Origin of the sequence: Streptomyces netropsis, assembly GCF_014203545.1 — a bacterium.
GTDB classification, from domain to species: Bacteria; Actinomycetota; Actinomycetes; order Streptomycetales; family Streptomycetaceae; genus Streptomyces; species Streptomyces netropsis.
The window spans coordinates 239,934-253,476 of the sequence record NZ_JACHJG010000008.1 but is presented as its reverse complement, the minus strand read 5'-3'; the positions used below and the strand labels follow the sequence as shown (position 1 = coordinate 253,476).

The 13,543-nt window shown below is 67.6% G+C and carries 14 protein-coding genes and 2 pseudogenes; 11 read left to right on the top strand and 5 right to left on the bottom strand.

The window, feature by feature from the left end:
- Positions 1-71 precede the first annotated feature (71 nt).
- Positions 72-1,367, top strand: a complete 1,296-nt coding sequence (locus tag FHS38_RS20640) for a TolB family protein (protein ID WP_184735466.1) — start codon at positions 72-74, stop codon at positions 1,365-1,367.
- A 113-nt stretch (positions 1,368-1,480) separates the two neighbouring features.
- The gene (locus tag FHS38_RS20635) at positions 1,481-1,705 is read left to right on the top strand and encodes a hypothetical protein (RefSeq protein ID WP_184735464.1); all 225 of its coding nucleotides are present in this window, start codon (positions 1,481-1,483) and stop codon (positions 1,703-1,705) included.
- Between the two features lie 322 nt (positions 1,706-2,027).
- Here the strand turns inward: FHS38_RS20635 and FHS38_RS20630 are convergent, their stop codons facing one another.
- Entirely contained in the window at positions 2,028-2,771 is a 744-nt protein-coding gene (locus FHS38_RS20630) for a hypothetical protein (RefSeq protein ID WP_184735462.1), read from the bottom strand.
- A gap of 344 nt (positions 2,772-3,115) precedes the next feature.
- Here FHS38_RS20630 and FHS38_RS34885 point away from each other — a divergent pair, with 344 nt between their 5' ends.
- From FHS38_RS34885 to FHS38_RS20615, 3 genes and pseudogenes are all read left to right on the top strand, one after another.
- Complete coding sequence (locus FHS38_RS34885) at positions 3,116-3,310, top strand: hypothetical protein (RefSeq protein WP_221495184.1); 195 nt, start codon at positions 3,116-3,118, stop codon at positions 3,308-3,310.
- Positions 3,311-3,358: 48 nt separating this feature from the next.
- Positions 3,359-3,600: pseudogene (locus FHS38_RS36140) on the top strand (IS630 family transposase); the annotation flags it as partial.
- Positions 3,601-3,760: 160 nt separating this feature from the next.
- Positions 3,761-4,630, top strand: a complete 870-nt coding sequence (locus FHS38_RS20615) for a glycosyltransferase family 2 protein (RefSeq protein WP_260420832.1) — start codon at positions 3,761-3,763, stop codon at positions 4,628-4,630.
- 636 nt (positions 4,631-5,266) lie between these two features.
- Here FHS38_RS20615 and FHS38_RS20610 read toward each other — a convergent pair.
- Positions 5,267-6,412 carry a serine hydrolase domain-containing protein gene (locus FHS38_RS20610; RefSeq protein WP_229822630.1) on the bottom strand — a complete coding sequence of 382 codons (1,146 nt, stop codon included), beginning with the start codon at positions 6,410-6,412 and terminating at the stop codon, positions 5,267-5,269.
- Positions 6,413-6,917: 505 nt separating this feature from the next.
- Between FHS38_RS20610 and FHS38_RS20605 the strand changes: the two genes are divergently transcribed.
- On the top strand, positions 6,918-7,724 hold the full coding sequence (locus FHS38_RS20605) for an SCO4651 family lipoprotein (protein WP_184735458.1): 807 nt from the start codon (positions 6,918-6,920) through the stop codon (positions 7,722-7,724).
- A 204-nt stretch (positions 7,725-7,928) separates the two neighbouring features.
- Here FHS38_RS20605 and FHS38_RS20600 read toward each other — a convergent pair whose 3' ends face one another.
- Positions 7,929-8,087 (bottom strand): LexA family protein, encoded by a 159-nt coding sequence (locus FHS38_RS20600; RefSeq protein WP_229822631.1) that lies wholly within the window; start codon positions 8,085-8,087, stop codon positions 7,929-7,931.
- Positions 8,088-8,136: 49 nt separating this feature from the next.
- Positions 8,137-8,382: a DUF8825 domain-containing protein gene (locus FHS38_RS20595; protein WP_184735455.1), complete on the bottom strand. Its 246-nt coding sequence runs from the start codon at positions 8,380-8,382 to the stop codon at positions 8,137-8,139.
- A 419-nt stretch (positions 8,383-8,801) separates the two neighbouring features.
- Here FHS38_RS20595 and FHS38_RS20590 point away from each other — a divergent pair, with 419 nt between their 5' ends.
- Both FHS38_RS20590 and FHS38_RS20585 read left to right on the top strand, forming a co-directional pair.
- Positions 8,802-9,326: a GtrA domain-containing protein gene (locus FHS38_RS20590; protein ID WP_184735453.1), complete on the top strand. Its 525-nt coding sequence runs from the start codon at positions 8,802-8,804 to the stop codon at positions 9,324-9,326.
- Positions 9,327-9,574: 248 nt separating this feature from the next.
- Positions 9,575-10,345 (top strand): alpha/beta fold hydrolase, encoded by a 771-nt coding sequence (locus tag FHS38_RS20585; RefSeq protein WP_308433550.1) that lies wholly within the window; start codon positions 9,575-9,577, stop codon positions 10,343-10,345.
- Between the two features lie 97 nt (positions 10,346-10,442).
- Here FHS38_RS20585 and FHS38_RS35520 read toward each other — a convergent pair.
- Positions 10,443-10,622: pseudogene (locus tag FHS38_RS35520) on the bottom strand (ISKra4 family transposase); the annotation flags it as partial.
- A 578-nt stretch (positions 10,623-11,200) separates the two neighbouring features.
- On the opposite strand from FHS38_RS35520, the gene FHS38_RS20580 reads away from it, so the two are divergent.
- From FHS38_RS20580 to FHS38_RS20570, 3 genes are all read left to right on the top strand, one after another.
- Complete coding sequence (locus tag FHS38_RS20580; protein ID WP_184735449.1) at positions 11,201-11,506, top strand: hypothetical protein; 306 nt, start codon at positions 11,201-11,203, stop codon at positions 11,504-11,506.
- A gap of 642 nt (positions 11,507-12,148) precedes the next feature.
- Positions 12,149-12,862, top strand: a complete 714-nt coding sequence (locus tag FHS38_RS20575) for a hypothetical protein (protein ID WP_184735447.1) — start codon at positions 12,149-12,151, stop codon at positions 12,860-12,862.
- Positions 12,863-13,158: 296 nt separating this feature from the next.
- The gene (locus tag FHS38_RS20570) at positions 13,159-13,434 is read left to right on the top strand and encodes a peptidoglycan-binding domain-containing protein (protein ID WP_184735445.1); all 276 of its coding nucleotides are present in this window, start codon (positions 13,159-13,161) and stop codon (positions 13,432-13,434) included.
- Positions 13,435-13,543: the final 109 nt, after the last annotated feature.

Sequence of the window (13,543 nt, the reverse complement as noted above, 5' to 3'; positions counted from 1 at the left end):
CCAGAGGGCGTCGGCTGAGGCGCGGGAGCTGCTTTCTCGCGACTCTCGTCCTGGCGGGGGCAGCCGCACCGGTGCAGGCGGACACGGAGGGGGACGGCACCGTCCAGGTGAGCCTCGGCCTCGGCGGCGCGCAGCCCGACGACTGGTCGGAACCGCTCGGGCTGAGCGCGGACGGCAGATACGGCCTCTTCTCATCCCTGGCGTCCAATCTGGTGCCCGGCGACACCAACCGCCTGTACGACGTGTTCGTCCGGGACTTACGGACCCGGCGTACCGAGCGGGTCAGTGTCACCGACGACGGCTCGCAGTTGAACGGGTCCACGAGTCAGGCGGCAATCAGCGGCGACGGCAGGTACGTGGCGTTCAGCTCCGATGCCAAGGACGTCGTGGCGGGACAGCCCGCGAACGGCGGCTCGAACATCTTCGTCCGCGACCGCCGGACCGGACACACCGAGCTCGTCGCCGGCGGAAGCCCGACCGGCAGCGACAGGAGCGGGAGCTCCCACAGCCCCGCCATCAGCGGGGACGGCCGGTACGTGGCGTACTCCTCCGACCGGAGCGACCTGGTGCCCGCCGAGAAGCCCGGGCCGGGCCGGAACATCTACGTCACCGACCGCTGGAAGGGGACCACCCGACTGGTCACAGCCGGCGCCGACGGCTCCCCTGCCGACAACACGTCCTACGAGCCGGTGATCAGCGCGGACGGCACCACCATCGGCTTCCGTTCGAAAGCGACCAACCTGCTGTCCAGAGGCCGGACCCCCGCCGCACGGCCGCCCGAGGCGGCCGACGCACGGCCCACCCCCGCGGCCCTCGCCGGTTCGAAGCCTCCTCCGGCACGCCACATGTTCCCCTTCTACGTGTACGACGCGCGCACCGGCCGGATCCAGGGCGCCAGCGTCGACCCCGCCGGCGTGCTGCGCGACGCGGCCCCGGACGGAACCCTGAGTCCTGACGGGCGGTACGCCATGTACAGGATCTTCGAACCCGGCTACGGGACGGACCCGGACGCGGTGCACAAGGAGCTCTACGTCCGCGATCTGCGGCTGGGGACGGTCACGAAGGTGGCCACTCCGCTGCCCGGCACCAAAACCGTCCTCGACTCCTTCCGCGCCACCATGACGGCCGACAACCGTTCGGTGTTCTTCGCCTCGGGCGCCGACAGTCTGGTTCCCGGTGACACCAACGGCGTCTCGGACATCTTCCGGCGCGATCTGCGGACCGGCGGGATCGAGCGGGTCGGCGTGGCCGGGGACGGCTCGCAGACCTCCTGGCCCTCCTCCTCCCCGTTCGTGGACGGGACCGGCACGACCGTGCTCTTCGGCGCGAACGGCAACGTCTTCGCCCGCAGGCTGCCGCCCGTGTGATCGGTCTGCCGCCACACGCGCGGGAGTGGATCGTGCGGGTGGGAACGCTCGTACCCCGTGGCGGCATCAGTCTGCCGGGCCCCTGGGCAAGCGGGCGTCCTGACGGCCCGCTGATGAGCGCTGATGGGCACGTGCGCGGCCAGCGGCCCGGGAGCGGGCGGCTGGCGCGTCACCTCTTCCGCTACGGCGAAATCTCGTACGTCCCGGACAGTGCCGACGCGCTCCCCGACGCGGGCCGCGCGGCTGTCGTCGACGATCGGGCGGCGGACCGCTCCCAGCGCCCACCGCTGCTGGTCGGCGCGGAGTGGGACTGTAGCTCGTCAGCCGAAACGGTGTGAGGGTGATGCGGGCCCTCATCGTGCCGAAGACGGTCGGCCAACTGCCAGGCAGCCGCGCGTGCCTGACCGAGATGCGAGGCGTTGTCGGCGGCGCGAATCGGCGCAAGCAGAGGGTGCTGGCCCAGCTTGCCATCCCGACCAAAGCGGTCCGGGCTTTCCAGCGGCCTCAGGACAGGAGGCTTGGAGAGGGCGGAGGCGGCTGCCCCCTGCAGACACTCCTCGCAACCGGACCGGCACCTGCCCCACCAGCCACCGCGACAAACCCACACGCACATCGACCTGACCAAGCCCTACCAGCCAGGCTGTTCACCTCGGGTACGGGTCAATGGGACGTCATTTCGGTCAGCAGCCGCGGGGCGTCGCCGCTGAAGTCGATCCACGGGTTCGTGCCCAGTGCCTCCGCTCCTTCCACGCTCGGCTCCTCGTAGCGCATGACGAACTTCTCGGGGCCGTGGGCGTACGCCACGATGAGGCCGTGCTCGGCGTCGAGGAAGGCGCCGTGGGGGCGGATGCCGGGGTAGCTGACACGCCAGGCCGCGTCGCCGATCTCCACGGCGGGCACCGACAGCTTGGCGACCACGCCGTCGGGCAGCCGGTAGAACCACGTCCACGGGCCGCCGGAGACGACCGTCATCACTTCGTCGATGCCGACACCGTGATCGGAGCTGTTGACGTGGAGCCGTCCGAACCGCTCCTGCACGGCGTGCCGCGCGTCGGTATCCATGGTCTTCATGTCGTAGACCTTCGGGTAGGGGGCGACCCCGTACTCGGAGGGGTTCAGGAAGCCGCCGCGGTGCGCATCCGGCTCGCGCCCCGCCAGCTGGACGTGTGCCAGCAGGTCCCCGCGGTGCAGGCTGAACAGCGAGATCAGTTTCGCGTTCTCGTCTTCCGTGAGCGCCCGGGTCCTGGACGCGTTCAGAATCGGGTGCGCTTCCGCCGGAATCGGGGTCTGGCTGACGTGAACACCCACGGCGCGCAGGACCTGGTTGACGGCATCGATGCCGATCGTGGCACGCCGCCCGTCGGTGTAGGAGAGCTTCAGGTTTCCGTCGTCTGCCTTGGTCATTTCTGGTCCTCTTGCTTCGAGTTGCACGTGTACGAGCGCGGAACTGCCGCCCCTCGAGCGAACAACCCTCATGATCACTTCGGTGGTCGATGCGGGCATCGGCCAATGGACCCATCTCGACAGCGACCTTGGAACCAGGTGATGCGCCGCCCACGTCGTACCCCTGAGACGGGACCTGCCCCTGGACGGGCCACACGACGACCGCCCTCCCCGTGTGAAGCCGCCCGCTGGATCACCACCCATCCGGACCGCAGCGGCCCACACAGCAGCGTCGCCTGCCCCGGCTCCTCGACCAGTGCCCTGAACTCAGGCACACCCACGACCTTGTCCGCCGGTTCGCCACCATGCTCGACAACCGTGACGCGACGCCCTTGCCAGGCTGGTTGAACGACCTTGCAAACAACGGACTGGCCCCTCTCGCCGGCCTTGCCGGAGCTCTGCGCGAAGACCGGCATGCCGTCGACCAGGGAATCAGTACCCCTTACAACTCCGGAGTCAACGAAGGCCGCATTACTGATGTCAAGCTGCAGAAAGCCTGATGGCCGGCCGCGCTGGCGTCCCACTTCTCCGTCACCGTGTTGTGATGACGACGAGGGGCGACGACTGCTGCGGGCCAGCAAACCGAGATCGTCTACCCCCTGACCAACTCCTCCTGGCTGAACCGGATCGAGGCCCAGTTCACCGCCCTGCGCTACGTCACCCTCGACGGCACCCGACCATGCCGACCAACAAGGAGCAGGGCAGCATGATCCGCCGCTACATCATCTGGCGAAACCGCCACGCCGACGACCGGCGCCTACACACGGCCATCGACAGGGCAAACGTTGCCTGCCACGGCACCGGAAAGGCCGCAGGCCACGTACGCCTGCCGGTGTCCGGCAGACGCCGGGCTATCGGCGTCCAGGCGACGCGGGAGTGAACGGCGGCGCCGTCGGCGGCCCTCTGGTGTGTACGCTGCCGCGACAGGACCCCGGGAGAGGAAGCGACCGTTGAGTACACCGCCCCCGACGATCGGCGCCGTCGTCCTGACCATGAACGACCGCAAAGAGGAGTTCACCCGGGCTATGGACTCGCTCCTGGCCCAGGAAGGGGTGGACCTCGACGTCGTCGTGGTGGGCAACGGCGTCGAACCAGAACTTGTACCGCCCGGCGTCCGCACCGTGGCGCTGCCGGAGAACGTGGGCATCCCCGGAGGCCGCAACGTCGGAGCCGAGAGGGTCAAGGGCGACCTGCTGCTGTTCTTCGACAACGACGCCATCCTCCCCGAGCCGGACAGTATTGCCCGGCTCGCCGCCCGCCTGCAGCAGGACCCCAGCCTGGCGTACGTACAGCCGCGCATCGCCGACCCGGACACCGGCGTCACTTTGCGCCGCTGGGTGCCCCGCCTGCGTGCCGACGCCACACGCCCGGGCACCGTGACCGTTATGGCCGAAGGCATCATGCTGATGCGCCGCGAGGCGTTCGAGCGCGTCGGCGGCTGGCCGGGGCACTTCTTCCTCTTCCACGAGGGCATCGACCTCGCCTGGCGATGCTGGGACCACGGATACACCGGCTACTACCTGCCGGACGTGACCGTGCACCACCCGGCCACCAACCCAGCACGGCACGCGATGTTCTACCGGATGAACGCCCGCAACCGGGTCTGGCTGGCTCGCCGAAACCTCCCGCGCGTCCTGGTACCCGTCAACCTCGCCGTCTGGACCCTGCTGACCTTGTGGCGCTTCCGTGACCTCAAAGTCCTGCGCACCTCCCTGGCTGGCTTCCGAGAAGGAGTGCGCACCAATTGCGGTACCAGGACGCCGATGAGCTGGCGCACCGTGGCACGGCTGACCCTCGCCGGCAGGCCGCCCGTCTTCTAACGCACGAAGGCCGGGCGATCGCTTGAGAACCGCCCCGCTGTTCAGCACCCGGTGGCCAGGCAACGGCCGGTCCGTTCACCCGACGGGTTGAATCACCGCCATCAGCCCAGCAACGACAGCAGGAAAGACCCCAGGTCCATGCCGAACGCGATCCCGGGTCCCCCCCCCACGTAGGCGGGGAGCAGTTGGAGAGGTCGACGCCGACCCGGGATGGCGGGAACATCCCCACGCGCGTGCGGTTAGCAGGGGGGCTCCGCCCGGGACCTTCTCCGGAATCTGGACCTCGCCGGTCTCCGGCATGTTGCGCGGGGCGGGTGCGGTGGAGGTGGCCGGCGTCGGCTCGGGGGCGGGCAGAGGCGGTCTGCACCCTCAGGCCGTATCAGAAGGCGCACCGTGGACGGTGCTATGGCCTTCGAGTCGGGTACTGCCGGGCACTATCCGCCCGTTGCGGTCCCGGGACAACTTGGTCACCATCGGCCACTTGGGTCGACGGCCCGCCCATGGCAGGACGCGGTTGCGGGAGAAGTCGCGGGAGGAGGCGACAGTACTCCTCGCCGCAGACCTCGACTCCCCGGGCGCAGATGAACAACTGACGCTTGCTCGTTGTCAGCGCTGCGTGTGAATGAACCGACAGGGTCAGTGTGGCAGTGCTTTGTAGGCGGCTTGGAGGAGCTTTTGGCCGCGTGGGTCGGTGAGGCCGAGGTGGGTCATCTGGTTCATTACGTAGGTGATGGTCATGCGTGCGTCGAGGTCGTTGACGATCAGTGATCCGCCTCTTCCGCCCCAGTAGGCGGTGTTGGGGTTGGGTGTGCTGACGGGGGCGTCGGCGCTGCTCAGGGCGTAGCCGGTGCCGAAGCGTAGGGGGATGCCGAGCACGAGGTCGATGCCGTGGGATTGTTCGTCGAATACCGTGTGGCAGGTGGCTTCGGACAGGAGGCGGGTGGAGGGTGTCTGGCCTCCGGAGGCGAGTACGGATTGGATTGCGGCTACGGATCGTGCGTTGCCGTAGCCTGCTGCGGCAGGGATTTCGGCGCGGTGCCACTGGGGGGTCCAGGTGTCCTGGGTGGTCACGTAGGCGCCGACCGGGATGGTTACGCGGGGGTTGGCTGCGGGTGCGGGGCCGGGTGCGGGGATGACCTCGGAGACCCGGTGGTCGTCTTCCGAGGGGAGGCCGATGTGGAAATCGGCGTCCAGTGGGGCAGCGATCTGGTCGGCGAAGAATGCGCCGGTTGACTGCTGGGAGATGCGGCGGACGACTTCGCCGATCAGGAAGCCATGGGTGAACCGGTGGTAGCCGGACGCCGTGCCGGGTAACCAGCGGGGCGTCTGGCGGCCCAGCAGGGTGGTGGCCTTCTCCCAGTCGCACAGGTCGTCGAGTGTCATGGGCTGGTCCCAGTCGGGGAGGCCGGCGGTGTGACTGAGCAGGTGCCGGACCTCGACACGGTCCTTTCCTGCGGTACCGAACTCGGGCCAGTACTTCGCGACCGGCGCACAGAGGTCGAGTTCGCCGCGGTCGACGAGGAGGAGGGCACACAGTGCAGTCATCGTCTTCGTGATGGACCACACGTTGGTAATGGTGTCGCGCTGCCACGGCTGGGTGCGGGCCGGGTCGGCATACCCTCCCCACAGGTCAACGACGGGTTCGCCGTCGAGGTAGACCGCCACCGAGGCACCGACGTCCGCCCCGCTGCGCAGGGAGTCGGCGAATACCTCCCGTACTGCGCTGAACTGGTCGCTGCAGCTGCCTTGAATTTCCATGTTGAAAAGGGTCTCCGATCTCATGGTGTCGCTATTGGGCGGGCCAGGCGGACGGCGAGTTCGCGGATCTGGGGGATGTGTCTGCCTTAGCGACTTTGCGCAGGAAAACGATCTCGCCAGGCAGGTCTGCGCCCCCGAGGACGGGGACGGTCAGGTCACCGCGTAGTAGGGGTGCACCGCATGCATTGGCGTGTCGCGGTATGCGCAACCAGCAGGCGGTCACGCGGGGGTCGACCTTGGCGGGCGGTGAGCCTTCGTGTTCAAAGCGAGCCCGTACGTCATTCAATACCGTGTGGGGGATTCGTTCCAGAGGTCCGGTCCTCATGAGTGGTTCGGGGCGTGTCCGCCCAGTGGCCCTTTGACCTGTAGGAGCAGTCGAGGAGCAGGTGCCGCCTGCCTGAGCCCGTCGGTCTGCGGCCGGTGCCGGCGGAAGCGGCGCACCCCCACCCGACTTCACGCCGGATCCTGAAAGTATGATCATGTGTTCGATGTCTGTGACATGTCACCACATAGCCTCCCGGAGAAATGAATGCGGCGTTCCGTCATCCCCCTCAGCGCCGTTGTCCTGCTGTGCGCGGGGTGTTCCTGGGGCCGCGTGGCCGATGAGCCGAAGCGGCCCGCGAAGGCAGCCGCCTCCGCTCCGGCCGTGGACCACGGGCCGACGGTGCGGGCCGCCGTGGCTGCCACGGGTAAGACCAGTGCCCGGATCGACGAACAGATCAAGATAGGTGATGGCACCCGCACCTACACCCTCGCCGTCAAGGGCGCCTTCGACCTGGCGGGCGACAAGGGCCGCCTGGCGGTGGACATGCTGGATGCACCGGGCCCCCGGCACGTGGACGAGGTATTCACCGACGGCACCGTCTACGTGGGCGGGTTCCTGGGGGTGGGGGACTCCTGGGGCTCGATCGCCCGGGACGAGGCCGAGGCCCACTACTTGCTTCGCGCACCGCTGAACGACCCCGAGCACGTCCTGCGCCAGGCAGCCGGCATGCGCAAGATCTCGAAGGTCGGCGAGGAGAAGATGAACGGCACGCCCGCCGTCCATTACCGCGGCATCCTCGAGGACGACATGGTCACGCTCCGGCTGGCGCAGGACATGCGGGCGAAGTGGGCCGCCGGAAAGAAGCAGATCGGTGAGATTCCCGTCTTCGCGGACGTCTGGGTGGACCGGAACGGACGGGTGGCCCGCACCCTGCTCTCCTGCGCCATGGGTCCGGTCAGTGTCACAGTGACGATGAACCTCGCGGACTTCGGCAAGCCCGTGGAGGCGGTGGCCCCGGCCCCCGACAAGGTCACCCCCGTGCCCTCCTCCGGCGGCGTCCTCACCGGTTGACGAAACGGCGACGGTTGCGAAGGCGCCCACTCCGCGAGATTCCCAGCCAATGGGACATCGGAACAGTCCTCCTCGCCGGCGCACCTCCGGCGGGCCGAGCCGCGCGGCGGCCGGGCAACCACCGTACTGGTACAGGTGCCCCGCCGGCTCTCTCACCGTATTTGAGTCGCCCTTAACGGGCGGCTGCGGAGGCGTCATGGTGTGTCAGTTTCCCAGGCGGAGCGAACGCCAACGCCGGTCGCGGCGGATCGGTCCGTGCTCCTCCAGCCGGTCGAGGTGGTAGGCAACCGACCCTGTGCTCGACAGGCCGGCCCGGTCGCCGATCTCCTCACGGTCTGGCCCTCTCCATACTCCGCGATCCACTCCCGGATCACAGTCAGGACCTGGTGCTGGCGCTCGGTCGGGCAATCCCTCACGGCGTTCCCGCCCCTTCCCGCTGCTGTGAGCGGACGAGACGGCGCAGCTCCACCCGGGCCGCCGGCGAACGGCCCCGGCCGGAGGACCAGAAGGGGTGGCCCCAGACCCGGGCGGACAGCCGCATCAAGCGGCGGCGCAGCGCCGCAGTGGCGTGCGGACGCGGTGCGGCGAGTGCTTCACAGACGGCAAACCAGTCTCGCTGGGCCTGCACCAGGTCGTGGGGGAAGGTGGCGGGCCCCATGGCCGCATTAGCGCATGCATTTGATTTCCTGGCCCACTTCGAGATGTTCCGGGTCGACCGGGATCTTGAGTGCTTCGCCGGGCGGCGGTCGAGGTCGGCCTGCGTCTGCTGCGCACCCCTGACGCGCCCCGACTGCAGCCGCATCGATCACCGGCAGGGGCTGAATGGGTGCGGAGGGCTCGGGAGCTACTGACCACCCATGGAGTTCGCAAACAATTTGGTCGCGTTGGAACTGGAGGGGGGCGGCTTCTGACCTGCGGGCTTTATGGGGCATGGTCAGATCGTGGGCCTATGGCGCCATAAATGGCTCGCCGTGGCGCCATGTGTGCACCATGATGGTGTCATGGGCAGCGCGCCCCTCGGCCTTGCAGGCCGAGGGGCGCGCGTTTTGCGGGGTGAGCCATCAAAGGGGTCGGATCATGGAGACAGTACAGAGCCAGGAGCAGGTGGCGGCCGGCGCCTTCAGCGCCTTCGCCCGCTTCGTGCTCTGCGGCGGCGGGGTGGGGATCGCCTCCAGCTTCGCCGTGACGGCCGTCGCCTCCTGGATTCCCTGGGTCCTGGCCAACGCCCTGATCACCGTGGTTTCCACACTCCTCGCCACCGAGCTGCACGCCCGCTTCACCTTCGGCGCCGGCGGACGCGCGACCCGGCGCCAGCACGCACAGTCGGCCGGCTCCGCGGCAGCCGCGTACGCGGTGACCTGCACGGCGATGCTCGTCCTGCAACAGCTGGTGGCGGCACCCGGTGCGGCGCTCGAGCAGGTCATCTACCTCTCCGCCTCCGCACTCGCCGGCATCGCGCGATTCGTGGTGCTGCGCCTCGTCGTCTTCGCGCGGAACCACGCGCACGCCGCGACCACCGTCCGCACCGCCCACCCCGTGCACGCGACCGTGGCCCGCACCTCGGCCCCGACCGGCCCCGCAGAGCTCTGCCGCGCCGCCTGACCGTTCGCCAGGCGTCTCGCCGACTGCCTACTACGCCGTCGAGCGGGGATGTCACGAAAACGCATTGGCGCGCTCTCCTCCTTAAAGGATTCTCCAACGGAGTCCTGGAGAGCGGGGCTTGCGCCGCGATCATCTGGTCACGACGACGTCCTTGCCGTCGACGTGGTCCTTTCAGCACTGCGCGTTCGAGTCGCGTTCGATGCCGGACCGTCAACGGAAAGCTGAGTGTCGGGGCTAGCATGCGCGTCATGCGTGAGTTCTTCACAGTCGATCAGCAGCGGTTGTCGTTTCTGGACTTCGGTGGTTCTGGTCTCCCGATGCTGGCGTTTCACGGGCATTACAACGAGGCGTCGGTGTTCGCCCCGCTGGCTCAGGCGCTGGCGCCGCGGTGGCGAGTGATTGCTCTGGACCAGCGTGGGCATGGTGAGTCCGACCGGGCCCAGAGCTATCACCGGGCCGACTACGTCGCTGACATCGCGGCTTTCCATCGCCATCTGGGACTCGGCCCGGTGGCGGTTCTCGGTCACTCCTTGGGCGGCGTGAACGCCTATCAATACACCGCCCGGCACGCAGGCCAGGTCACAGCCCTGATCGTCGAGGACATCGGCGCCGTAGTGAACGCCGACTGGTCGTTGACTACGCGGCTGCCTCGCAATGCACAGTCCCGCCAGGCATTGGCCTCGGCTCTCGGCTCGACGGCACCCTATCTCGAGTGTTCCTTCCGTCAGTTCGATGACGGCTGGGGATACTCGTTCGACATCGATCACACAGTGCTGTCCCACAAAGCCCTCACCGGCGACCACTGGAGCGACTGGGAGTCGGTGATCTGCCCGACCCTGCTGATCCGGGGAACGGGCAGCGTTGTACTGGCGCAGGACCATGCCCGGGAAATGATCGCCCGTCGGGCCGGACAGGCTCAGCTGGCCGAACTCCCAGCCGGCCACGTCGTGCATCGCGACGCTCCCGACCAGTTCGCCGCCACTGTGCGCACCTTCCTGTCCCAACTGTCCACCGCGTGAGGGGCGCTGGTGACAATCAGGCAGCGACGGCGGATCTCAGCGCACCGGGATCCGGGTGGACACGGCGGTGCTCGTGAACGAGGTGGTAACGCCATCAAGCGTCAAAGTCGCCGTTGCCGATCAGAGGGCGGAGCCTGAGCACGGCCTCGACGCCGGTCAGTCCCCAGCGCGCGCCAGGAATGTCGAGGCGGTCGCCGCCGAACGGGTGGCAACAGGCGCCCTTGACGGCGCCGGTGGCAATCGACCAGCCTCGGGCGAGCGCGGTGTCGTAGCGGAGTTAGTCGAGCCAACCGTGCTGACAGACGATCCACTCCGCAGACTGCCGCCCCACGGCCAGTGTGAGCACCCCAAGAGCCGGTCACACCAGCCTTGACCTGCGACTTCAAGTTGGCGGAGGACTCAGGGCACGGCATCCCCGGCCAGTTCGGAAGCCCAGGAACCGGATAACCGCCCTCAAGCACTACGACTCCACTAAGCACTCACAGAAGACCCACTCAGATCTATCGAAATCTCGGGGTCGGTCTGATGTGGCCGATAAGCGTCCTGGTGTGTCTGCTGCCCTGGATAAGAGGCTGAATTTCCACCAACTACTGGAGATACCAGGGGGAGTCCTCGTGGTCAGGACAAAGAAGCTGTTCGCCGGGAGCTTCGCTTCAGCCTTAGCGGCTACCGCGCTGATTGCCGGGACGGTGGTGGCAGCTCCGGCTCAGGCCACACCAGCTGCACCTCGCCCTCGCCCGACGGGGACAGGCGCCCGGCAGGCAGGTGTTCTCCGTACGTGCCGGGTGGCTGGGCTCCGGCGCGGAGCAGGAGACCCGTGTCCTCAACCGTGCGAGTTGTGGAATTCTGCGCTGTATGGGCATAGCGAAACAGGGCACGCGGATGATTGTTGTCGACGGGGACAGCTATCGCTGGGTGGTTGCGCCCAACGACGAGCCCGGTCTGGCTATCGTCGTCGTGCACGGAGAAGCGGACGGGCAGCGCATGGTGACGTGGGTCGAGCACGGAGTTGTGATCGCGCCGGGATTGGTTTCGGCTGTCATCCGCGAGGCGTTGCTCCACCATGGCTGGACACCTCGGCGGCGTGGCAAGCAACTCACGTTGCGATGCGTGGATCCTGATGCGGCGAATTTCAGGGTGATCGTTTGGCCGTCCCGCTGAGGCTTGTCCCCGATGAGCCGTCTCCGGTCAACGGCCCGAGTCCAACCCTTCGACCCGCGCCGGTATGTCGCCGTCCATCCAGAAACATCGAGACGATCCCGCTCTACGCCTCCCCGCACTGGCGAAAGCTCGCACTCGCCGAAACGCGAAGTTCGAACGCTTCAAAGCCGAGTTCAATCGACGGTTGCCATACTGCCATGCTCATCGAAGCAGCGGCCGGATCATCCCAGTGTGGCAGGCCGGCTGGGACTGATCTGAGCAGCCACTGAGAAGTCCCGTTTCACAGTCCGGGCAGGTCGCATCGCCGAAGACGTAGGTCAACACGCTGGCGACCTCTTCCTGACCGTCGGCGAGTGCGACATCGTGGAGACGGCGACCGATGCCGGTCAGGCCGGTGGGGTCGGCGGGGCACAGAGGCTTCGTCTCCACGCAGCGATCTCGGTAGCGGTGGCGACCATGGCGGCGGGACCTGCACCGTTGCTTCCGTGGGTAGTCGAGAGCAGGAACAGCGGGGGTCGGCCGCGAAGTGGCCGGGCGTGATCGCCGAGCTCCATCAGCGAGCGGTGGCCGGACAGCGCGGAGACAGGTAGGCCGCCGCCGATGCCTTTTCCCCAGCAGGTCAGGTCCGGGTACACGCCGGTCATGGTGCGCGCTCCGTTCACCGGCCTGGTGGCCTTCATCCGGGAGCACCTCCCCGTCAGTGATGAGCGGAGAGTCCACGGTGAGGAGATCACGCTGGCGGCCCGGAAGGGCGGTGATCTCGACCAGGGACAGCGCGAAGTGCTCGTTGACGCGATGGCCATCGCCCGGCAAGCGCATCTGAGAGAGAACCTGCGGGTCCGCAGCTTCATGTACATCGTCTACGGGGTATCCATCGCCCTGGCGGTCACTGTCGTTCTGGTCGCCGTATTCGGCAGTCTGTGGCCGAATACGGCGACCTTGTGTTTCCAGCCCGAAGGGATCGGAGTCGTCTGCCCCACGGCGAGCGACACGTCCGACCAGAGCCGTGAGACCCGTGGCGATGTCGATGAGCTGTACGCCAAGGTGGCATCCCGGTGGGACTACCTCGTCGTCGAGTTCATCGGGCTCGTGGCCGCCGCTTTCGCCGCGGTCGCGTCGACAGCGGCGAATCCGGGGCACCTCACCTCGCACAACGTTCCCGTCGCAGTCGCGTTGCTGAAGCTTCCGACTGGCGCGCTCACCGCCCTGCTCGGGCTGCTCCTCATGCGCGGGGAGTGCGTTCCCGGCCTGAGAGCTCTCGACTCGTCGGCTCAGGTCTCGCCTGGGCGGTCATTTTCGGCTACGCCCAGCAACTCTTCACCAGATTCGTCGACAAGCAGGCCCAGGCCGTACTGAACTCCGTTGGAGGGCCGAACCCCGGCCGGGGAGAACCCCACCACGATCCACAAGCCCCGGCCGGGTGATACCTGCACACAGTTCGGCCGGCCAGAGCGTGGGCACTCACAGGCCATCACCCCGACGGAACTCCTTGTCGCGCGGCGTGTACGGTCCCGTGCTTCTCTGAGAGGGGTCAGAGCGATTGCTTGCGGCGGCAAGCTCATGACCTGCCATGGCGCACGTCATGGCTATACCCGTCGTCAAGTTCATCGTTGCATGACTGCGTTCACGCACACACAGAAGGGGAACTCGTCGTGACCACCACGGACAGTCAACCGTGCAACTTCACCATCAACCGCCCGACGCTCAAGCTTGGTTCGTCGGGGGAGGCGGTCAAGCAGGCGCAGTGCTACCTCAACCTGTCGATGCAAGGGGACAAGCTGCTCGAGGACGGATCCTTCGGTCCGGTCACCGAAGCGGCAACCAAGAGATTCCAGAAGTGCGCCGAGATTACGGTCGACGGCATCGTCGCCGCACAGACGTGGTCGTTCCTTACCTTCTGGGCCAACTCGCCCGACTTCGTCTGCTGAGAGCGTCTGCGCGCTACGAACGCGTGAGCAGACGGCAGCGATTGGGCCGCAACCGCCGCCGAAGCATTCTCGTCAGGCTGCCATCGGCGCCGATTTGGCGACGATCAGT